Below are 18957 nucleotides of genomic sequence, written 5' to 3'. Positions count from 1 at the left end.
GCTTACTGCGGCAGCGCGGTGGCGGCCACCTTGCGCAGGGCATCGAGCAGCGCCTGCGGCCGGTCCAGGCTGAGCAGCAGCGTGCTGCCATCGCTGACCGGAAGAGCGAGAACACGTGCACGGTCGGTGACCAGCGCGAAACCCTTGCCACCGCCCTGCAGGCGGAAATGGCCGGAATGGAAGCCGGGCATCGAATAGCCGTTGGTCTTGAAGCGGATGCCATAGCGACGATCACGGCTGAGATCGACCACCTCGGCCTGGTCCAGCCGCAGCTGTGCCACCGGCACACGCCGACGGTACATCGTCGAGCGCACATCCAGCACGTCACCGGCCAGTTCCACCCGGCGCCGGAAGAAGGCCGTGCCCAGCCCGATGCCCATCAGCGCGATCACCACCAGGCTCCACGCTGCGCTGCCACCCATCCGGAACCAGGGCGGGGAGAGCGTCACTTCGATCCAGGGTGCAGTGGCCGGTGCCTTGTACAACTGCGCATACACGCAGGCCACGAACGCCGCAAGCAATGGAAGGACCACCCAGAGCACGCGCAGTGGCGAGCTCTCGGCCACTTCAAACGGTTTCGGATCGCTGCCGCTCATGGCTCAGGATTCCTTCTTGAACACCAGCATGGCCGGGCGCATCGGCGCGGGGATGATGATGTTGACCAGTTCCCAGCCCAGCTGGCCCTGCCGGCCCAGCTCGGCCTGGACATCCTCGGCCTTGAGTACGCCCATCATGGAGGTCTTGACCTCGATCGTCTGGTAGCTCCAGCGCTTGCTCATTCCTTGTCCTCCGGCGATGCCTTGGGTTTGGGCAGGCGTCCTGCCTTGCGCAGCGCGTCGCGCAGCACGTATTCGATCTGTGCGTTGAGGCTGCGCAGTTCGTCATCAGCCCAGCGCTGCGCCGCGGCCAGGACCTCGGCATTGATGCGCAGCGGATAGGCTTTCTTCTCACTCATGGGGGCTCCTGGCGGGGCGGTGGGGCGCCCCGTTGCGAGGGTGGCTCAGTACAGCGAGCCGGCGTTGACGATCGGCTGGGTGCCGCGGTCCGAGCACAGCACGGTCAACAGGTTGCTGACCATGTGCGCCTTGCGTTCCTCATCCAGCTGCACCACGCCATTCTTCTGCAGTTCGGCCAGTGCCATCTCCACCATGCCGACCGCACCGGCAACGATGCGCGTACGTGCGGCGATCACCGCATTGGCCTGCTGGCGCTGCAGCATCGCCTGGGCGATTTCGGCGGCGTAGGCGAGGTGGCTGATGCGTGCGTCGATCACCTGCACGCCGGCATCGGCCAGGCGCTCGGCCAGTTCGTTCTTCAGGTGCTGGGAGATCTCGCTGGCGTGGCTGCGCAGCGCGAGCTGGCCTTCTTCGTGCTGGTCGTAGGGGTAACTGGTGGCCATCGCACGCAGCGCCGATTCGGACTGGATGTGCACGAAGCTCTCGTAGTCGTCCACGTTGTAGACCGCTTCAGACGCATCGACCACCTGCCACACGATCACCGCAGCGATCTCGATCGGGCTGCCATCGAGCTCGTTGACCTTCAGCTTGCCGCTCTCGAAATTGCGCACGCGCTGGCTGACCCGGCGCTTGCTGTAGAAGGGGTTGTTCCAGCGCAGGCCGTTGTCCTTCACCGTGCCCACGTATTTGCCGAACAGGCTCAGCACGGCCGCCTGGTTGGGCTGGACCGTGTACAGGCCGGCCAGAGCGAAGATCGCCAGCGCCGCCACCAGGATGCCGACCAGCATCAGCAGCAGGTTCGGGGAGCCGGTGCTGGCCTTGGCTGCCACCCCCAGTACGAACAGGGCGCCGCCGGCGAGGGCGACAAGCAGGGCGCCGGCCAGCGTGCCGAGGCCGTTGAGGGAAGACAGCGACTTCTCTTTCATGGCGGTACGTCCTTGAGGGTTCGAAATGAAGATATCAAAGTGATATCACATAAGGGCGACCGTTCGTCGGATGCCATGGCCTGGGTGCCCGGCCAGCTAGAATGCCCCCCCGCCTTCACATTGCTGCTGGAACCGCCATGGCCAAGCTTGGAACTCCGTTGTCCCCCTCTGCCACCCGCGTGCTGCTGCTGGGCTCGGGCGAACTCGGCAAGGAGGTGGCCATCGAGCTGCAGCGGCTGGGCGTGGAAGTGATCGCCGCCGACCGCTATGCCGATGCCCCGGCCATGCAGGTGGCGCACCGCTCGCACGTGATCGACATGCTGGATGCGATGGCCCTGCGTGCGCTGATCGCCCAAGAGCAGCCACACCTGGTGGTGCCGGAGATCGAGGCCATCCACACCGAGACCCTGGTGCAGCTGGAACAGGAGCAGGGCCTGCGGGTGATCCCGACCGCACGCGCCGCACGCCTGACCATGGACCGCGAGGGCATCCGCCGCCTCGCCGCCGAAACCCTGGGCCTGCCGACCTCGCCGTACCGCTTCGTCGATACCGAAGCCGAGTACCGTGCAGCCGTGGCTGCCATCGGCCTGCCGTGCGTGGTCAAGCCGGTGATGTCGTCCTCGGGCAAGGGCCAGAGCACCCTGCGCAGCGAGGCGGACATCGCCCCAGCGTGGGAGTACGCACAGACCGGTGGTCGTGCCGGTGCCGGTCGCTGCATCGTCGAGGGCTTCATCGACTTCGATTACGAGATCACCCTGCTGACCGTGCGCCATGCCGGTGGCACCTCGTTCTGTGCGCCGATCGGCCATCTGCAGAAGGACGGCGACTACCGCGAGAGCTGGCAGCCGCAGCCGATGTCGAGCAAGGCGCTGGCGCGTGCCGAAGAGATCTCGCGTGCGATCACCGATGACCTCGGCGGCTGGGGCCTGTTCGGCGTCGAGTTGTTCGTGAAGGGCGACGAGGTGTGGTTCAGCGAAGTGTCGCCGCGCCCGCACGACACCGGCCTGGTGACGCTGGTATCGCAGGAACTGAGCGAGTTCGCGCTGCACGCGCGCGCCATCCTCGGCCTGCCGATTCCGGTGATCCGCCAGAGCGGACCGTCGGCCTCGTGCGCGCTGCTGGCGCATGGTGAGGGCGTGCCGTACTTCAACAACGTCGCCGCCGCACTGCAGGTGCCGGATACCGCCGTGCGCCTGTTCGGCAAGCCGAGCGTGCATGGTCACCGCCGCGTGGGCGTGACCCTGGCGCGCGCGGAAACCATCGACGAAGCGCGCGCCATCGCGCGTGATGCTGCCGACGCCATCGGCGTCGAACTGCGCCCGTAAACCGGTAGCGCCGGGCCATGCCCGGCGACCGCATTTCGGTGGGTACCGACCGTTGGTCGGTACCCACCGACACCGGTTACGGCTTCACATCCACCCACACCAGGTGGTGGTCGCTGCCGTCGGCGATCTTCGCTTCCGGGCTTTCATTGGCCGGCCAGAACACGCCGCTGCCGATGTACTCGAAACCGGTCGAGGGAAGCACGTAGTCCAGGCGCATGGTGCCGGACTTCGGGCCGAAATCGCCGGTGGCGTGGAACGGTGCGCCCTTGCGCTCGATGCCCTTGGCCGCATAGGCCAGGCTGGTCTGTTCGGCACCGACGCTGCGCGGGGTGGGGTAGCGCAGCACGCGGGCGTTCTCGATCAGTTCGACGATCGCCTCATGGCGGCCATCACCATCCACCGGGTCGTTGTTGAGGTCGCCGAGGATCACGAAGCGCGCGTCCTGCGCCAGGCCGCCGCACTGGCCCTTGTCGTCGCACAGCCACGGCTTGTCACCCTTGGACAGGTATTCCTGCCACAGGCGCAGTTCGTCGTGGTTGCGCGCGGCATTGCGCTTTTCCGGGCCATCGAACACTGGCGGCGTCGGGTGCGAGACCAGCGCGTGCACCACGCCGGCCGGGGTCTTCACCGGCACGTCCCAATGCGACTTCGACGACAGCCGCAGCTGCGACCACACGTGGTCGTTGTAGAAACTCTTGCCGGTGCGCGGATCGACCGGGCGGATCGCGCCTGGCATCGCACTCCACCTCAGCAGCTGGAAGCTGCGCACCTTGGCTTCATCGATCGGGTAGCGCGACAGCACCAGCATGCCGTATTGGCCTGGATGCAGGCCGTAGCCCCACGCGTCGTTGCCGCGGCCTCGGCCTTCGCCGCCGACCACGCCGTTGTTGTCCAGGTCCAGGCCGCTGGGCACGCCGGTGTTGACCGGGGCCAGGTAGCGGTAGGCGAAGTGCAGCGGCTTGCCGCCGCCGGGCTGGGCCACTTCCAGGTAGCGTTTCTGGAACAGGTCGGCGGCGCGGTGGGCGTCGTCGAAATCGAATTCGTTCAGCAGCACCAGGTCCGGGCGCGCCTGCTGCAGCACCGCGGCGATCTTGCGCGCGTGCTCGCTGTCGCCTTCCAGCTCCTTGATCAGGCCACCGGTCTCATCGGAGTACAGCGAGGTGTTGTAGGTGGCCAGGCGCAGCGCAGCGGACGGCTTTTCGGTCATCGCAGGGGAAGTGGCGAAGGCGGGGGCGGTGGCGCCGCAGAGCAGGGCCAGGGCGAGGATCTGGGGTCGGAGGTTCATGCGCCGTATTGTGCACCCGGCCCGGTGTCAGTGGTTTGTCAGCGTCCGTCCAGTTCGTCGTCGAAATCGTGCCAGCGGCGGCCGTCGTAGGCTTCCAGCGGTCGATAGCGCCGTTTGTAGTCCATCTTCTGATGCCCGCGGATCCAGTAGCCCAGGTACACGTGCGGCAGGCCCTCGCGGCGGGCCCATTCGATCTGCTGCAGGATCGCGAAGGTGCCCAGCCCACGCGCGGCATGGTCCGGGTCGAAGAAGGTGTAGACCGCCGACAGGCCATGCTCGGTGACGTCGGTCACCGCCACACCCAGCAGCTGGCTGGGCTGGCCATCTTGGCCCGGCAGGCGCATTTCCATGAAACGGGTGTGTGACCAGCTGCCGATCAGGAACTGCTCGAACTCGTGCGGGCCGTGGTCATCCATGCCGCCATTGGCGTGGCGATGGGTGAGGTAGCGGTGATACAGCGCGAACAGGTCGTCGCGGGCGGTGGCGGCGGTGATCCGCACTTCCAGGTCTTCATTGCGGGCGGCACAGCGGCGCTGGCTGCGGTCGGGGGCGAAGCGAGCCACCGGAATACGCACCGCCACGCAGGCCTGGCAGTGTGCGCAGTGCGGGCGGTAGACCAGGTCGCCGCTGCGGCGGAAGCCCCAGCTCAATGCCAGCGGGTACAGGCCGCCGAGACGACGGTCGTGCGGGTCCAGCACCAGGTCGCGTGCCGCCCGGTCCGACCAGTACCCGCAGGGGTGCTCGCCGGTCTGGAAAAGTCGCAGTTCGTCGTCTCTGTCGCCGTGAATCGCCATGGGCACAGCATAGCCCCAGCCTGTCGCAGTGGCGGCGACTGTCCGCCGGATGAATGGAATCGGCAGCGGCGTCAACCGATGTCGCGCCCGGGCGTTGTTGTCTCCCGAGGGTGAAGTGATCACCCCGACGCAATCCCCATCCCCAGGAGTGACCCCATGATCCGTACCCCCCTGCTGCTGGCCCTGCTGCTCGGCACTTCCGCTACCGGTATCGCGCTCGCGGCCGACACCCCGACCACGCCGGCGCAGCGCCCGGCCAAGCTGGACACCAACGGCGACGGCGTCATCGACCGCAGCGAGGCCGCTGCCAACCCGCGCCTGGCCGCGAAGTTCGACGAGCTGGACAAGAACAAGGACGGCAAGCTCTCGCGCGATGAGCTGCCGCGCTGGCAGCATGGTCGCCGCGGTGGCCACGGCGGTGAGCGCTGGGCCAAGCTGGACGTCAACAAGGACGGCCGCATCAGCCGCGAGGAAGCCAAGGCCGATCCGCGCCTGGCCGCGCGCTTCGATCAGCTCGACCTCAACAAGGACGGTTACCTGGACAAGGCTGACCGCGAGCTGCGCATGAAGCAGCATCGTGATGCCTGGTTCGCCGCCGCCGACACCAACAAGGATGGCCAGCTGAGCAAGGCCGAGTTCGATGCCGCCAAGGGCCCGATGCACGGTGGCCCGCGCCACGGCGGCCCGCGTGACGGTGCCGCGCCGAAGCCGCAGCGCTGAGTTTCATTGCAATGATCGACGACAACGCCGGCGCACTGCCGGCGTTGTCCGCTACAGGCGGCCGCTGCGTGCCAGCGAATACAGCACCAGCGCGATGACCATCAGGTTCATCGCGATGATGCCGGTGCGGCCATACATGGATTCGTACTTCCAGTTGGTCCCGGTGCGCCCGCGCCGTGCCGAATCGCGCGCGATCATCGGTGCCATCACCCGTTGCAGCGGCACCAGGCACTGGTAGTTGACCACCCCCAGGCCCACGGCCAGTACCGTCAGCTGTGCCCAGACCGGTGTCTGCAGCAGTACCGCAAGCAGGATCGCCAGGCACCAGAACATGCCCGTGATGATGTTGAGGTAGAGGAAGCGGCGCACGTCGGCGCGCTCGGACGCCGTTTCGGTGTACGACATCAGGAAGCGTCCGCCCAGATAGCTGCCGATCGCACCACCGACCACGCCGCCAATGACCGCCCCCCAGCTTTCGGCCGGCAGCACGTGCAGTTGGCCCAGCGTGGCGGTCAACGAGCCCATCGCGGTTCCGCCCGCAGCGCTGGCGCCGCCGAGGCCAAGCTTGCTGCCGCCGATGCCGACGCCGGTGCCGAGCAGGATCGCGGCGCTGGCCGTGCCGGGCGCGGCCACCAGCACCATCGACACCACGGCGGTGGCGAATGCCGCGCTCGGCGCACTGTTGCGGGCGAATTCGCCGAAGCGCTGCAGCAGGCCATCGCGCACCAGCGCGCGGGCGCGCGACAGGCGCTTGCGCACGGCCGCATCACTGAGCCCGAGCAGGTCGGCCACCTGCTGCGAACGCTGGCCTTCGCGGTAGTACAGCAACAGCACTTCGCGGCTGTCGGCGGGAAGGGCGGAGATGATGTCCTCGGCGGCGATCTCTTCTTCCACCCGCTGCAGGCGGTCGGCGGCCCCCGGGGTTGGATCGGCGGCCATGCCCAGTGCCACTTCGGCCGCCTCGCCGGTCAGTGGCCGGCCGCGCTGCGCGCGCAGCCAGTCGCGGGCCAGGTTGCGGGTGATCTGCCGCAGCCAGGGCAGGAAGCTGGTCGAGCTGCGCAGCTGATGCAGCTGCTGCCAGCCCTTCACGAACGCTTCCTGGGCGATGTCCTCACTGGCCTGGCGGTCGCGGGTAATGGCCAGCGCGATGGCGGTGACCGTGTTCTGGCAGGCCAGCACGATGCGGCCATAGGCATGCTGGCAGCCGCCAGCGGCCGCAGGCAGTTCGCGTTCCAGGGTCTGGTCGATCGATGCGGCGAAGGTCGTCATGGCGGCGGCTCTCCTGCTGGGATTGTGTCCCATGACGGAGCCGCGTGCCGGTTTGTGACCGGTCATTTGTCACGGTAGCGCCGGGCCATGCCGGCGGCCCTTCTACAGGGCGACACGGCTGCTGATGCAGGCCGCTGCGCTCGCCGGGCATGGCCCGGCGCTACCGCACCCGGTTACTTTGCGGGCTGGATCCGGACCCGCACTTCTTCCTCTTCCGGTGCCGCCTGCGGGGCCGGTTGCGTCGGCTGCGGCTGGGCCTGCGGGGCAGCGGCCGGTGCGACCGGCGCCGGGGCGCCCCGATGGCGCAGGCCGATCACCAGCGCCACGCCGGCGATGATCACCAGCAGGCCGATGCGGATGCGCCAGGCCCAGCCGCGGCCGCCGCTGGGGGCGGCGACGTCATCGCGGAAAGCGAACTCGGCGGTGGGATGATCGCGGCGGGTGGTGTCGAGCAGGCGTGCGTCGCGCAGGATCTCGCGGGCGCGCGGCTGGTCGTCGGCACGCACGATCCACACAGCGGGGTAGGCGTTGGCGTTGCCCAGTTCGGTATAGCTGAACTGGCCACGTCGACGGGTCTTGTACGAGCGCCCATTGGTCACCTTGACCTCGATGCCATGCTCGCGCAGGAGCTCGGCGACGCCTTCGACGGTTTCCACGCGCTGGCTGCTGAAAATCTGACGCATCGGATCAATCCTTGGCCGGCACGGCGGCCGCTGCTGCCTGGTCGGGAACGACGCGGATCAGGCCTTCCTGCGCGGTGCTGGCGACGAGTACGCCGTTGCGGGTGAAGAACTGGCCGCGGGCCAGACCGCGCGAATCCTGCGCGCTGGGGCTGTCCAGCGAGTACAGCAGCCAGTCGTCGGCGCGGAACGGGCGGTGGAACCAGATCGCGTGGTCGAGCGAGGCCATCTGCACGTGCGGGTGGTAGTAGCTGATGCCATGCGGGAACGTGGCGGTGCCCAGCAGGTGGAAGTCCGAGGCATAGGCCAGCAGCGCCTGGTGCAGCTCGGGCGCATCGCCGACCGGCTCACTCAGGCGCAGCCACACCTGGTGGTAGGGCGGGCGCTTGGGCGGATTGAGTTCATCGCGCGGATAGACATGGCGGAACTCGAACGGGCCGCCGCGCGACAGCCAGCGCTGCACCTTGATCGGCAGCCGTTCCAGCACTTCAGCCGGCAGCGGGCGGTTCGGCTCGATGTCTTCCGGCTGCGGTACTTCGGGCATCTTGTGCTGATGCTCGGCACCGGTTTCGGCCTGCTGGAACGAGGCCGCGCAGAAGAAGATCACCTTGCCGTGCTGGATCGCAGTGACCCGGCGCACCGAGAAGCTGCCGCCGTCGCGGGTACGGTCCACGTCGTAGACGATCGGGTGGTCGATGTTGCCGGCGCGCAGGAAGTAGGCGTGCAGCGAGTGCACGTGGCGGCCGTTGTCGACCGTGGCCTGTGCCGCAGCCAGCGCCTGGCCCAGCACCTGCCCGCCGAACACGTACTTGGTTCCGATGTCGCGGCTCTGCCCGCGGAACAGGTTGTCCTCCAGCCGCTCCAGGGTGAGCAGGTCGATCAGCTCGGAGACGACGGGTTCGGGCGTGTCGTTCAAGGGGGCGGCCACAGCAATGAAGAAGGCCCGATTATACCGGTCAGGGGTCAGATCCCTTTCGCATTGCGAAAGGGATCTGACCCCGGGCGCCACCCCGGGCGCGGGCGACCGTTACTTGCCCAGCCGGGCGACCAGCGCCTGCAGGGCGTTCTGCGCATCCGGGGCGAACCAGGCCTCGACGAAGCGGTCGAGCTGGATCAGGTCCGGTTGCAGCGCCACGTGCAGGTCGGCACGGGCAATCGCGCGGGTCAGCAGCATCGGCTGGCGCGGTTGCTTGAGCAGGTTCTGCAGCCAGGCCACCGCACGTGCCACCACCAGGTCGCCCTCGGCCAGTTCATCGACCAGGCCGATCTGCACGGCCTGTTCGGCAGGCACCAGCGAACCGGTGGTCAGCAGGACGCCGGCGCGGTGCACGCCGACTGCGCGGCGCAGCAGGCGCTGGATGCCCTCCGGCGCGATCAGGCCCACCTGCACTTCGTTCAGGCCGATCGCATACGGGCGCGACGGATCGGCGCTGCGCGCCATCACCCGGTAATCGCAGCACAGGGCCAGCACGCAGCCACCGGCCGGCGCGTGGCCGGTGATCGCCGCGACCACAGGAATGCGGCTCTCGGCCAGCGTGCGCACGGCGCCGAAGAAAGCGTTCCAGGTGTCCAGAAGCTTGTGCTTGTCATCGCCATGCGAGAGCAGGTGCGGCACGTCCATGCCGCCCGTGAAGACGCGCTCGCTGCCCGACAGCACTATGCCGTGCGCGTCTTCAGCCATGGCCAGCTCGATGGCATGGATCAACTGCCGGCACAGTTCGGTGTCCAGCGCGTTGACCGGCGGCCGCGCCAGGCGCAGTTCGCGGATGGGGCCATGGTTGATCACCTCGATGAGCGTCGTCATGCTGCGGTCTCGTTGCGAAGAAGGAACCTGGGCGATGATAACCAAACCATTCGTTGGCGTACTGTTGGTTCTGTGTGCGGCCGTAGCATCGGCGTCGGCGTCGGCGTCGGCGTCGGCGGCGGCACCGGACTGCGTCAAGGTGGAGCAGGGCTGGGCGCGGCTGCCGCCGAACCCGGCGATGCCGATGACCGCCGGCTACGGCGTGATCCACAACGGCTGCAGCAAGGCGGTGGCGATCACCGGGGCGACCAGCAGCGGCTTCGCTGATGTGTCGCTGCACGAGACCACGATTGTCGATGGCGTCAGCCGGATGCGCGCGATCGAGCGCCTGCCGCTGGCACCGGGCGCGCGCGCCGAACTCAAGCCCGGTGGCCTGCACCTGATGCTGATGCAGGGCAAGGGCCCGTTGAAGGAAGGCCAGGCGCTGCCGCTGCGGCTGCAACTGGAAGGCGGCAGTGAAGCGAGCGCGACGCTGACCGTGCGCAAGGCTGCCCCGTGATGCGCTGCCCCGTGATGCGCTGCCCGTTCCGCCGGGCCATGCCCGGCGAGCGCGTAGCGCGGTGAGGCTTTACGACCAGTCGTACGAGAACAGCACCGTGCGGCTTACCGGCTCGTACAGCATCACGATCGCATCGGCGCCAGTAGCGCACCAGTTGTAGCCGGCCACTTCGGCCACTGCGAAGAACGTGTTGCCATCGCGGCGGATGATTGCCAGCTCCGCATCATCCGGCGCATGCCGGTCGTTGGCGGCGTCGGTGAATTCCAGAGTGAAGGCGCTCGGGATGTCAGCCGTCTCGATCCAGTTGCCGCAGGAAATCTGTCCCCCCAGCGTATCCAGATAATCGCGCTCGCTGGGCTCACCCTTGCCGTAGCGCGAGTAGCAGGCGAGGCGACCGTGCGTGGCATGGTAATCGCGGGCCTTGGCGTAGCTCTCGCGCATCTGCGCGATGTGCTCCTGCGCATCCTTGTCCTGCACCGCATCGCCGATGAAATAACCCTCGTTGCCGAGGAAGCGCATCTCGTTGCAAGCGGTCAGCTCGAAGGCGATCCAGTTGGTGCCGGTGAACGCGTTGTGGTGCTCTTCGGTGGTCTCGCCGATGCAGCCGTCATACGGCTCGATCGGGCACAGCATCGTTGCCACCTGGCCGGCCAGTTCCGGTCGCAGTACGCCCAGGTCGATCTTCAGCAGCGGCAGCAGGTGCTGGCCGAGCCAGGCCTGGTCGGCAGTGAAGACGTCGGTGGGGAAGGGGACCATGCCGGGCAGCAGGTCGCGCAGTTCAGTCTGGTGGATCATGTCAGTCCTTTGAACGGGATCGGTAGCGCCGGCCGCTGGCCGGCAACCTCATTGCCGCCGAAGCGTGCCGACCAAGGTCGGCACCTACCAGGGCATGTCAGCTGGAGGCGCTGCGGATCGCGTCCGGCAACGGTGCGCTCTTGCCGGTCTGCGTATCCATCCACACCACCACCACGTTGCCATCCGAATACAGCTTCGACTCGTCCTGCTGGTCGACGATGCGGTGGCCGATGGTCACGCTGCTGTTGCCCAGGCGCTCGACGAACAGTTCGACCAGGATGTCGTTGGGCCATACGATCGGCAGCCGGTAGTTGACGTTGGTCGCGGCCACCACCGGTGCGATGCGGTCGGTCATCGACACGCCTTCCACACCCAGCATCCAGCGCACGCGCGCTTCTTCCAGGTAGGAAATGTACTTGGCGTTGTTTACATGGCCCATGCTGTCCATGTCACGCCAGCGCACGCTGATCGGAACGCGTGCCAGGATCTTGTGTTCGTTGCTCATCAGGCATCCTTCTTCTTGCGGGGCGAAGCGGTCTTGCTGGCCTTGCCGGTGCTCTTGGCAGCGGCCGCCTTCTTCGCCGGCTTCTCCGGCTTGACCTTGCGCGGCGGGCGCGCATCGGGCTTGTTGGCCACGGCGGCGGGCTGGTCCGGGCGGGCGCTGGTGGAGGGCAGCATGCGGGCCAGGAACTGGCCGGTATACGACTGCGGGCAGGCCGCCACGTCTTCCGGCGTGCCAGTGACCAGGATGGTGCCACCGCGATGGCCACCTTCCGGACCGAGATCGACGATCCAGTCGGCGGTCTTGATCACGTCCAGGTTGTGCTCGATCACCACCACCGTGTTGCCTTCGTCGCGCAGCTTGTGCAACACGCCCAGCAGCGCTTCGATGTCGTGGAAGTGCAGGCCGGTGGTCGGCTCGTCGAGGATGTACAGGGTGCGCCCGGTATCGCGGCGCGACAGTTCCTTGGACAGCTTCACGCGCTGCGCTTCACCGCCGGACAGCGTGGTCGCGCTCTGGCCCAGCTTGATGTAGCTCAGGCCGACGTCGACCAGTGTCTCCAGCTTGCGCGCGATCGACGGCACGGGCTCGAACAGCTTCAGTGCATCCTCGACGGTCATTTCCAGCACGTCGCTGATGTTGAAGCCCTTGTAGACGATCTCCAGCGTCTCGCGGTTGTAGCGCTTGCCGTGGCAGACATCGCAGGGCACATACACGTCCGGCAGGAAGTGCATCTCGACCTTGATCAGACCATCGCCCTGGCAGGCCTCGCAGCGGCCACCGCGCACGTTGAAGCTGAAGCGGCCCGGCGAGTAGCCGCGTGCACGTGCTTCGGGCACCTGGGCGAACAGTTCGCGCAGGGGGGTGAACAGGCCGGTGTAGGTGGCCGGGTTCGAGCGCGGGGTGCGGCCGATCGGCGACTGGTCGATGTCCACCACCTTGTCGAACAGGTCCAGGCCATCGATCTCCTTGTAGGGGGCGATCGGGTGCGAGGCACCGTTGATCTCGTTGGCAGCCAGCGAGAACAGGGTGTCGTTGATCAGGGTCGATTTACCCGAGCCGGACACGCCGGTCACACAGGTCAGCAGGCCCGACGGAATCGCCAGGTCCACGCCCTTCAGGTTGTTGCCGCTGGCGCCGCGCAGGTGCAGCGTCATCTTCGGGTTCGGCTTGTGCCGGCGCGCCGGGATCTCGATCGCACGCTTGCCCGACAGGTACTGCCCGGTCAGCGATCGCGGTGCCTCCAGGATGTCCTGCAGGGTGCCTTGGCCGACGATCTCGCCGCCATGCACGCCCGCGCCCGGACCGATGTCCAGCACGTAGTCCGCCAGGCGGATCGCGTCCTCGTCATGCTCGACCACGATCACCGTGTTGCCCAGGTCGCGCAGGCGGGTGAGGGTGCCGAGCAGGCGTTCGTTGTCGCGCTGGTGCAGGCCGATCGATGGCTCGTCGAGCACGTACATCACGCCGACCAGGCCGGCGCCGATCTGGCTGGCCAGGCGGATGCGCTGCGCCTCGCCACCGGACAGGGTGTCGGCCTTGCGCTCCAGGGTCAGGTAATCCAGGCCGACATCGACCAGGAAGCCGAGGCGTTCGCCGATCTCCTTGACGATCTTCGCGGCGATCTCGCCACGCCAGCCCGGCAGGCTCAGTTCACTGAAGAACTTCAGTGCCTCGTCGATCGGCAGCACCACCAGCTCGGGCAGCGGGCGGTCGGCCACGAACACGTTGCGCGCGGCCTTGTTCAGGCGCGCGCCGTTGCATTCCGGGCACGGCCGTTCGCTGATGTACTTGGACAGCTCCTCGCGCACCGCCGGCGACTCGGTTTCCTTGTAGCGGCGTTCGAGGTTGGGAATGATGCCCTCGAAGCGGTGCTTGCGCTGGGTACGGCCACCGGCTTCGGTGAAGTAGGTGAAGGTGATCGCTTCATCGCCGCTGCCATACAGCACGGCTTGCTGCACGCTGTCCGGCAACGAATTCCACGCCGCGTCGACATCGAACTTGTAGTGCTTGGCCAGCGAGGCGATCAGCTGGAAGTAATAGGCGTTGCGACGGTCCCAGCCACGCACGGCGCCGGCGGCCAGCGACAGCTCCGGGTGCACGACCACGCGCGAGGGATCGAAGAACTCGGCCATGCCCAGGCCATCGCAGCCGGGGCAGGCGCCCATCGGCGCATTGAACGAGAACAGGCGCGGTTCCAGCTCAGGCAGCGAGTAATCGCAGACCGGGCAGGAATACTTGGAGGAGAACAGCGTCGGCGTGCTGTCGGCGGTGTCCAGGCTCTGCACCGAGGCCATGCCGTCGCCCAGCTTCAGCGCAGTCTCGAAGCTCTCGGCCAGGCGCTGCTTGATGTCCTCGCGCGGGCGGAAGCGGTCGATCACCGCTTCGATGGTGTGTTTCTGGCGCAGTGCCAGCGCTGGAACCTCGTCGATCTCGTACAGCTCGCCATCCACGCGCACGCGCACGAAGCCCTGCGCGCGCAGCTGGTCGAACACCTGGGCGTGCTCGCCCTTGCGGTCGCGGATCACCGGCGCCAGCAGCATGTAGCGCTGCTCCGGATCCAGCGTCAGCACGTGGTCGACCATCTGGCTGACCGTCTGCGCTTCCAGCGGGTAGCCATGGTCCGGGCAGCGCGGAGTGCCGACGCGGGCATACAGCAGGCGCAGGTAATCGTAGATCTCGGTGATCGTGCCGACCGTCGAACGCGGGTTGTGCGAGGTCGACTTCTGCTCGATCGAGATGGCCGGGGACAGGCCTTCGATGTGGTCCAGGTCTGGCTTTTCCATCACGCTCAGGAACTGGCGCGCATAGGCCGACAGCGACTCGACGTAGCGGCGCTGGCCTTCTGCATAGATGGTGTCGAACGCCAGCGAGGACTTGCCCGAACCGGACAGGCCGGTGATCACGATCAGCTTGTCGCGGGGCAGGTCGAGGTCGAGGTTCTTCAGGTTGTGCGTCCGCGCGCCGCGGATGCGGATGAAATCCATCGCCATGGGGGATCCGGTTGTGGGGGCGTTGGCTGGATGCCGGGCCAGCAGGGAACGGCAATCGGTCAGCCTACCGAGGTGACCAGATGGGGGCAATGGGCGACAATGCCAGCCCGGAGTCTCACCTGCTGAGACCGCCCGACAGGCGGGGGTCAGATCCCTTTTCACGGCGTGAAAAGGGGATCTGACCCCATTTGCGGCCCTTCCGCGCCGTTCAGGGGTTGACTTGACCCGCCCTGTCCCCTCTGCGTAGAATTCCGCTCCTGTCCGCCCTCGATGGCGGCAGTCCATAGACCACAATAACTACAGAGGAAGTCTGGTCATGTACGCAGTACTGGTCACCGGCGGTAAGCAATACCGCGTGGCGCAGGGCGAAAAGCTCCGCATTGAAAAGCTCGAAGTCGAAGTCGGCAGCGAGATCAAGTTCGACAACATCCTGCTGCTCGGCGACAGCGATGGCATCAAGATCGGCGACGCCCTGAGCGGCGCTGCGGTCACTGCCACCGTCCTGTCCCAGGGTCGTGCTGACAAGGTCCGGATCATCAAGTTCCGTCGCCGCAAGCACCACATGAAGCGTCAGGGTCACCGTCAGTACTACACCGAAATCGAGATCACCGGCATTGCCGGTGGCAGCAAGTAAGGAGATAGGTCATGGCACATAAAAAAGGCGTAGGCTCTTCGCGCAACGGTCGCGACTCCAACCCGAAGTACCTCGGCGTCAAGATCTTCGGTGGCCAGGCCATCGAAGCCGGCAACATCATCGTGCGTCAGCGCGGCACCCAGTTCCACCCGGGTTCCGGCGTTGGCCTGGGCCGTGACCACACCCTGTTCGCCCTCGTGGACGGCAAGGTGGAGTTCTCGGTCAAGGGCGCCAAGAAGCGTCGCACCGTCAGCGTCGTGTCGGTCGAAGCCTGATAAGGCTTGGCTGGCTGCCATGCCCCGGCATGGTGCTGCTGGTCGAATCGCACGCTGCATGAAGAGCCCCGCTTCGGCGGGGCTTTTCGTTGGAATCAGTGGTACAACGGGCACGGCCCGATCGCGGGGCGCAGCCCCGGCAGCCGGAGCACATCCGGCCCGACATTCAAGCAAGGCGGCGGCACGCAGGCCGCGCCCATCGCAGGCATCGAAACAATGAAACTGGTAGACGAAGCAGAAATCGAAGTGTTCGCCGGCAACGGCGGCAACGGCTGCATTGGCTTCCGTCGCGAGAAGTTCATTCCGCTCGGCGGCCCGGACGGCGGCGACGGCGGTGCGGGCGGCAGCGTGTACATCCGCGCCGACGAAAACCTGAACACCCTGGTCGACTTCCGCCATGACCGCATCTTCAAGGCGCAGCGCGGCGAGAACGGCATGGGCCGCCAGGCCTATGGCAAGGGTGGCGAAGACCTGACCATCACCGTGCCGGTTGGCACCGTGATCATCAATGTGGCCACCGACGAAGTCATCGGCGACCTGACCCAGCATGGCGACCGCCTGCTGGTGGCGCAGGGCGGTCGTGGTGGCCTCGGCAACATGCACTTCAAGAGCTCGACCAACCGCTCGCCGCGCCAGGCGCTGCCGGGCGAGCCGGGCGAAGAGCGCACGCTGAAGCTGGAGCTGAAGCTGCTGGCCGATGTCGGCCTGCTGGGTTTCCCCAACGCTGGCAAGAGCACCCTGATCCGTGCCGTTTCGGCGGCGACGCCGAAGGTGGCCGATTACCCGTTCACCACGCTGTACCCGAACCTGGGTGTGGTGAAGGTGGAGAACTACCGCAGCTTCGTGATTGCCGACATTCCGGGCCTGATCGAGGGCGCCGCCGATGGTGCCGGCCTGGGCGCGCAGTTCCTGCGCCATCTGCAGCGCACCCGCCTGCTGCTGCACCTGGTGGACATTTCCCCCATGGAAGGCGGCGTGGAAGGCATTTCCCCGGTCGAGCAGGTACGTGCCATCGAGCGTGAGCTGGAGAAGCATGACCCGGAGCTGCTGCAGAAGCCGCGCTGGCTGGTGCTGAACAAGGCCGACCTGATGTTCGAGGACGAGGCCAAGGCTGCGGCCGAGCAGATCGTCGCTGAGCTGGGCTGGAAGGAGCCGTGGTTCCTGGTTTCCGCGCTGGGCCGCGAAGGCACCTTCCCGATCATGAGCCGGATCATGGCGTTCTTTGATCGCCAGAAGGAAGATGAGCTGGAAGCTGCCCGCAACGCGTAACGATGACGTTGTGGTTCCGCGTGAAAAACCCGGCTTCGGCCGGGTTTTTTTTGTTGTTGGGGTCAGATCCCTTTTCCGCTGGAAAAGGGATCTGACCCCGGGCGTGCAGGCAACAAAAAACCCGGCCGAAGCCGGGCTTTTGCGTGCTGCCGGAACCGAAGCCCCGGCAACCAACCGGATCAGGCGGCCGCGAGGGCCTTGATGCGGTCATTCAGGCGGCTCTTGTGGCGGGCAGCCTTGTTCTTGTGGATCAGGCCACGCGCGCTGAAGCGATCCAGGATCGGCTGGGCAACGGCGAAGGCGGCTTGGGCGCCGGCGGCATCGTTGGCGTCCAGCGCCTTGATCACTTTCTTGACAGCGGTGCGCAGCATCGAGCGCTGAGCCACGTTGCGCGCGTTGCGCACGACGGTCTGCTTGGCGCGCTTCTTGGCGGACTTGATATTGGCCACGGTGGTGGTTTCCTGAAAAAATCGGTGTTATGGGAACAGCTAGCTAGCTAGTATGATGGCCCGAGAAATGCACGTCAAGTCGATTGTCAAGAGGGACGCTGAGTGAGTTCACCGAAGATGTTGCGAGGCCTGCTGTCGTTCAGCAGCATGACCATGGTCTCGCGGGTGCTCGGACTTGTCCGTGACCAGGTGATCACCACCACGTTCGGCACCAATGCGGTCACCGATGCGTTCTGGGTTGCCTTCAGGGTACCCAATTTCCTGCGGCGATTGTTCGCCGAGGGCTCCTTCGCCACCGCATTCGTGCCGGTGTTCACGGAAGTGAAGGAAACCCGCAGCCACGCCGAGCTGCGCGAACTGATGGCCCGCACCGCCGGTACCCTGGGCGGCATCCTGATGCTGGTGACCGCGCTGGCGCTGATCTTCGCCCCGCAGCTGGCCTCGGTCTTCTCAAGTGGCGTTGATACCGACCCGGTGAAGCAGGGCCTGCTGGTCGACCTGTTCCGCCTGACCTTCCCGTTCCTGCTGTTTGTCTCGCTGACCGCACTGGCCGGTGGTGCGCTGAACAGCTTCCAGCGCTTCGCCATGCCGGCGCTGACCCCGGTCATCCTCAACCTGTGCATGATCGCCGGTGCGCTGTGGCTGGCCCCGCGGTTGGGCGGTACCCCGGAAAAGCAGATCCTGGCCCTGGGCTGGGCGGTGCTGGCCGCAGGCATCCTGCAGCTGCTGTTCCAGCTGCCCTCGCTGAAAGGCATCAACCTGCTGACCCTGCCGCGCTGGGGATGGACCCATCCGGGCGTGCGCAAGGTGATGACGCTGATGGTGCCGACCCTGTTTGGTTCCTCGGTGGCACAGATCAACCTGCTGCTGGACACCGTCATCGCCGCCAAGCTGACCGACGGCTCGCAGTCCTGGCTGTCGCTGGCCGATCGCTTCCTGGAGCTGCCGCTGGGCGTGTTCGGCGTGGCGCTGGGTACGGTGATCCTGCCGGCGCTGGCTCGTCATCACGTGAGCACCGACCGCGAGGGCTTCTCGCGCTCGCTGGACTGGGGCCTGCGCATGACCCTGCTGATTTCGGTGCCAGCCATGCTGGGCCTGCTGCTGCTGGCTGAACCGCTGATCGCGACCATCTTCCAGCACGGCCAGTTCAGCGCCTTCGATACCCGCATGACCGCGCTGTCGGTGTACGGCTTGAGCTTCGGCCTGCCGGCGTTCGCCTTGCTGAAGGTGGTGCTGCCGGCGTTCTATGCGCGCCAGGACACCAAGACCCCGGTGCGCGCCGGCGTGGTCGCACTGGTGGCCAACATGGTGTTCAACTTCGCCCTGCTGGCGGTGCTGTACCAGGTGATGGTGCCCGACGAACTGAAGGCGCAGGGCGTGATGGCCGCCATCGGCAAGCAGCCGGGCCTGCACCTGGCGCTGGGCATTGCCAGCGCGCTGTCCAGTTACCTGAACCTTGGCCTGCTCTGGTACTGGCTGGGCAAGACCGATGTCTACCAGCGTCGGCCGGGTTGGGGCGGCTATCTGGTACGCCTGCTGCTGGCCTGCGCGGCCATGGTCGGCGTACTGCTGGCCCTGCTGTACTGGCTGCCGGGCTTCTCGGCAATGGGTGCATGGGAGCGGATCGGCGCACTGGCACTGCTGGTCGGTGGCGGTGGCGCGACCTATGCGGTGGCCATGGTGGCGATGGGCTTCCGCCCGCGCGACCTGCGCGGGCATTGATCACGGCCCGTGGCGGCTATACTTCAGGGTTACACCATTGAAGCGGCGGCCCCGGTTGGG

At 66.8% G+C, this 18957-nt stretch carries 21 protein-coding genes; 7 read left to right on the top strand and 14 right to left on the bottom strand.

Annotation, left to right across the window (positions count from 1 at the left end; genetic code table 11):
* Positions 1-2 precede the first annotated feature (2 nt).
* Genes V9K93_RS03105 through V9K93_RS03090 form a run of 4 tightly spaced genes read right to left on the bottom strand, consistent with a single transcriptional unit; the run spans position 3 to position 1882 of the window.
* Positions 3-596 (bottom strand): PH domain-containing protein, encoded by a 594-nt coding sequence (locus V9K93_RS03105; RefSeq protein ID WP_046985245.1) that lies wholly within the window; start codon positions 594-596, stop codon positions 3-5.
* A gap of 3 nt (positions 597-599) precedes the next feature.
* Positions 600-779 carry a DUF4177 domain-containing protein gene (locus tag V9K93_RS03100; RefSeq protein ID WP_004148133.1) on the bottom strand — a complete coding sequence of 60 codons (180 nt, stop codon included), beginning with the start codon at positions 777-779 and terminating at the stop codon, positions 600-602.
* Positions 776-955, bottom strand: a complete 180-nt coding sequence (locus V9K93_RS03095; RefSeq protein ID WP_004148134.1) for a type II toxin-antitoxin system antitoxin — start codon at positions 953-955, stop codon at positions 776-778. Before V9K93_RS03095 ends, V9K93_RS03100 begins: the two co-directional genes overlap by 4 nt.
* Positions 956-1000: 45 nt before the next feature.
* The gene (locus tag V9K93_RS03090; RefSeq protein ID WP_004148136.1) at positions 1001-1882 is read right to left on the bottom strand and encodes an SPFH domain-containing protein; all 882 of its coding nucleotides are present in this window, start codon (positions 1880-1882) and stop codon (positions 1001-1003) included.
* A gap of 137 nt (positions 1883-2019) precedes the next feature.
* Between V9K93_RS03090 and purT the strand changes: the two genes are divergently transcribed.
* The gene (gene purT, locus V9K93_RS03085) at positions 2020-3207 is read left to right on the top strand and encodes a formate-dependent phosphoribosylglycinamide formyltransferase (protein ID WP_046985246.1); all 1188 of its coding nucleotides are present in this window, start codon (positions 2020-2022) and stop codon (positions 3205-3207) included.
* Between the two features lie 76 nt (positions 3208-3283).
* Here purT and V9K93_RS03080 read toward each other — a convergent pair whose 3' ends face one another.
* Both V9K93_RS03080 and V9K93_RS03075 read right to left on the bottom strand, forming a co-directional pair.
* The gene (locus V9K93_RS03080) at positions 3284-4492 is read right to left on the bottom strand and encodes an endonuclease/exonuclease/phosphatase family protein (protein WP_046985247.1); all 1209 of its coding nucleotides are present in this window, start codon (positions 4490-4492) and stop codon (positions 3284-3286) included.
* Between the two features lie 38 nt (positions 4493-4530).
* A complete protein-coding gene (locus V9K93_RS03075; protein WP_046985248.1) occupies positions 4531-5286 on the bottom strand; it encodes an arginyltransferase in 756 nt (251 codons plus the stop codon).
* A gap of 156 nt (positions 5287-5442) precedes the next feature.
* On the opposite strand from V9K93_RS03075, the gene V9K93_RS03070 reads away from it, so the two are divergent.
* Positions 5443-6006 (top strand): EF-hand domain-containing protein, encoded by a 564-nt coding sequence (locus V9K93_RS03070; protein WP_136638361.1) that lies wholly within the window; start codon positions 5443-5445, stop codon positions 6004-6006.
* Between the two features lie 51 nt (positions 6007-6057).
* On the opposite strand, the gene V9K93_RS03065 is transcribed toward V9K93_RS03070, so the two are convergent.
* From V9K93_RS03065 to V9K93_RS03050, 4 genes are all read right to left on the bottom strand, one after another.
* Positions 6058-7275: an RNA polymerase sigma factor gene (locus V9K93_RS03065; protein ID WP_253079759.1), complete on the bottom strand. Its 1218-nt coding sequence runs from the start codon at positions 7273-7275 to the stop codon at positions 6058-6060.
* 173 nt (positions 7276-7448) lie between these two features.
* Positions 7449-7958: a pathogenicity-like protein gene (locus tag V9K93_RS03060; protein WP_046988009.1), complete on the bottom strand. Its 510-nt coding sequence runs from the start codon at positions 7956-7958 to the stop codon at positions 7449-7451.
* Positions 7959-7962: 4 nt separating this feature from the next.
* Positions 7963-8883 carry an acyl-CoA thioesterase II gene (gene tesB / locus V9K93_RS03055; RefSeq protein WP_004148214.1) on the bottom strand — a complete coding sequence of 307 codons (921 nt, stop codon included), beginning with the start codon at positions 8881-8883 and terminating at the stop codon, positions 7963-7965.
* A gap of 99 nt (positions 8884-8982) precedes the next feature.
* Positions 8983-9759 (bottom strand): enoyl-CoA hydratase/isomerase family protein, encoded by a 777-nt coding sequence (locus V9K93_RS03050; RefSeq protein WP_012510409.1) that lies wholly within the window; start codon positions 9757-9759, stop codon positions 8983-8985.
* Between the two features lie 34 nt (positions 9760-9793).
* On the opposite strand from V9K93_RS03050, the gene V9K93_RS03045 reads away from it, so the two are divergent.
* Positions 9794-10258: a copper chaperone PCu(A)C gene (locus V9K93_RS03045; protein ID WP_337302068.1), complete on the top strand. Its 465-nt coding sequence runs from the start codon at positions 9794-9796 to the stop codon at positions 10256-10258.
* A 69-nt stretch (positions 10259-10327) separates the two neighbouring features.
* On the opposite strand, the gene V9K93_RS03040 is transcribed toward V9K93_RS03045, so the two are convergent.
* The 3 genes from V9K93_RS03040 to uvrA form a co-directional block, all read right to left on the bottom strand.
* Positions 10328-11053 carry an enolase gene (locus tag V9K93_RS03040; protein WP_136638358.1) on the bottom strand — a complete coding sequence of 242 codons (726 nt, stop codon included), beginning with the start codon at positions 11051-11053 and terminating at the stop codon, positions 10328-10330.
* Between the two features lie 97 nt (positions 11054-11150).
* Positions 11151-11558, bottom strand: coding sequence for an acyl-CoA thioesterase (locus tag V9K93_RS03035; RefSeq protein WP_136638357.1), 408 nt, complete (start codon positions 11556-11558; stop codon positions 11151-11153).
* Positions 11558-14548: an excinuclease ABC subunit UvrA gene (gene uvrA, locus V9K93_RS03030; RefSeq protein WP_136638356.1), complete on the bottom strand. Its 2991-nt coding sequence runs from the start codon at positions 14546-14548 to the stop codon at positions 11558-11560. The genes V9K93_RS03035 and uvrA overlap by 1 nt, the downstream gene beginning before the upstream one ends.
* A 316-nt stretch (positions 14549-14864) precedes the next feature.
* Between uvrA and rplU the strand changes: the two genes are divergently transcribed.
* From rplU to cgtA, 3 genes are all read left to right on the top strand, one after another.
* Positions 14865-15182 carry a 50S ribosomal protein L21 gene (gene rplU / locus V9K93_RS03025; protein WP_004148331.1) on the top strand — a complete coding sequence of 106 codons (318 nt, stop codon included), beginning with the start codon at positions 14865-14867 and terminating at the stop codon, positions 15180-15182.
* Positions 15183-15193: 11 nt separating this feature from the next.
* Positions 15194-15457 carry a 50S ribosomal protein L27 gene (gene rpmA, locus V9K93_RS03020; protein ID WP_004148333.1) on the top strand — a complete coding sequence of 88 codons (264 nt, stop codon included), beginning with the start codon at positions 15194-15196 and terminating at the stop codon, positions 15455-15457.
* A 216-nt stretch (positions 15458-15673) separates the two neighbouring features.
* Positions 15674-16726, top strand: coding sequence for an Obg family GTPase CgtA (cgtA, locus tag V9K93_RS03015; RefSeq protein WP_253079762.1), 1053 nt, complete (start codon positions 15674-15676; stop codon positions 16724-16726).
* A 179-nt stretch (positions 16727-16905) separates the two neighbouring features.
* Here cgtA and rpsT read toward each other — a convergent pair whose 3' ends face one another.
* Positions 16906-17175, bottom strand: coding sequence for a 30S ribosomal protein S20 (gene rpsT, locus V9K93_RS03010; RefSeq protein ID WP_004148449.1), 270 nt, complete (start codon positions 17173-17175; stop codon positions 16906-16908).
* A gap of 117 nt (positions 17176-17292) precedes the next feature.
* On the opposite strand from rpsT, the gene murJ reads away from it, so the two are divergent.
* Positions 17293-18897 (top strand): murein biosynthesis integral membrane protein MurJ, encoded by a 1605-nt coding sequence (gene murJ / locus V9K93_RS03005; protein WP_046983303.1) that lies wholly within the window; start codon positions 17293-17295, stop codon positions 18895-18897.
* The last annotated feature ends 60 nt before the right edge of the window (positions 18898-18957 follow it).

It is taken from the genome of Stenotrophomonas sp. CCNWLW162, assembly GCF_037203745.1.
Lineage (GTDB): Bacteria > Pseudomonadota > Gammaproteobacteria > Xanthomonadales > Xanthomonadaceae > Stenotrophomonas > Stenotrophomonas maltophilia_AQ.
The sequence above is the reverse complement of the archived record's forward strand: the minus strand, read 5'-3'. Positions and strand labels throughout refer to the sequence as shown.

What these genes read in the sequence shown, in the direction of transcription:
- rpmA (WP_004148333.1), top strand. Translation starts at nt 15,194, where the DNA reads ATGGCACATAAAAAAGGCGTAGGCTCTTCGCGCAACGGTCGCGACTCC.
- murJ (WP_046983303.1), top strand. Translation starts at nt 17,293, where the DNA reads ATGTTGCGAGGCCTGCTGTCGTTCAGCAGCATGACCATGGTCTCGCGG.
- V9K93_RS03040 (WP_136638358.1), bottom strand. Translation starts at nt 11,053, where the DNA reads ATGATCCACCAGACTGAACTGCGCGACCTGCTGCCCGGCATGGTCCCC.
- purT (WP_046985246.1), top strand. Translation starts at nt 2,020, where the DNA reads ATGGCCAAGCTTGGAACTCCGTTGTCCCCCTCTGCCACCCGCGTGCTG.
- V9K93_RS03035 (WP_136638357.1), bottom strand. Translation starts at nt 11,558, where the DNA reads ATGAGCAACGAACACAAGATCCTGGCACGCGTTCCGATCAGCGTGCGC.
- V9K93_RS03100 (WP_004148133.1), bottom strand. Translation starts at nt 779, where the DNA reads ATGAGCAAGCGCTGGAGCTACCAGACGATCGAGGTCAAGACCTCCATG.
- V9K93_RS03075 (WP_046985248.1), bottom strand. Translation starts at nt 5,286, where the DNA reads ATGGCGATTCACGGCGACAGAGACGACGAACTGCGACTTTTCCAGACC.
- V9K93_RS03080 (WP_046985247.1), bottom strand. Translation starts at nt 4,492, where the DNA reads ATGAACCTCCGACCCCAGATCCTCGCCCTGGCCCTGCTCTGCGGCGCC.
- V9K93_RS03045 (WP_337302068.1), top strand. Translation starts at nt 9,794, where the DNA reads ATGATAACCAAACCATTCGTTGGCGTACTGTTGGTTCTGTGTGCGGCC.
- V9K93_RS03050 (WP_012510409.1), bottom strand. Translation starts at nt 9,759, where the DNA reads ATGACGACGCTCATCGAGGTGATCAACCATGGCCCCATCCGCGAACTG.
- uvrA (WP_136638356.1), bottom strand. Translation starts at nt 14,548, where the DNA reads ATGGCGATGGATTTCATCCGCATCCGCGGCGCGCGGACGCACAACCTG.
- V9K93_RS03090 (WP_004148136.1), bottom strand. Translation starts at nt 1,882, where the DNA reads ATGAAAGAGAAGTCGCTGTCTTCCCTCAACGGCCTCGGCACGCTGGCC.
- cgtA (WP_253079762.1), top strand. Translation starts at nt 15,674, where the DNA reads ATGAAACTGGTAGACGAAGCAGAAATCGAAGTGTTCGCCGGCAACGGC.
- V9K93_RS03070 (WP_136638361.1), top strand. Translation starts at nt 5,443, where the DNA reads ATGATCCGTACCCCCCTGCTGCTGGCCCTGCTGCTCGGCACTTCCGCT.
- V9K93_RS03095 (WP_004148134.1), bottom strand. Translation starts at nt 955, where the DNA reads ATGAGTGAGAAGAAAGCCTATCCGCTGCGCATCAATGCCGAGGTCCTG.
- V9K93_RS03065 (WP_253079759.1), bottom strand. Translation starts at nt 7,275, where the DNA reads ATGACGACCTTCGCCGCATCGATCGACCAGACCCTGGAACGCGAACTG.
- rplU (WP_004148331.1), top strand. Translation starts at nt 14,865, where the DNA reads ATGTACGCAGTACTGGTCACCGGCGGTAAGCAATACCGCGTGGCGCAG.
- V9K93_RS03105 (WP_046985245.1), bottom strand. Translation starts at nt 596, where the DNA reads ATGAGCGGCAGCGATCCGAAACCGTTTGAAGTGGCCGAGAGCTCGCCA.
- V9K93_RS03060 (WP_046988009.1), bottom strand. Translation starts at nt 7,958, where the DNA reads ATGCGTCAGATTTTCAGCAGCCAGCGCGTGGAAACCGTCGAAGGCGTC.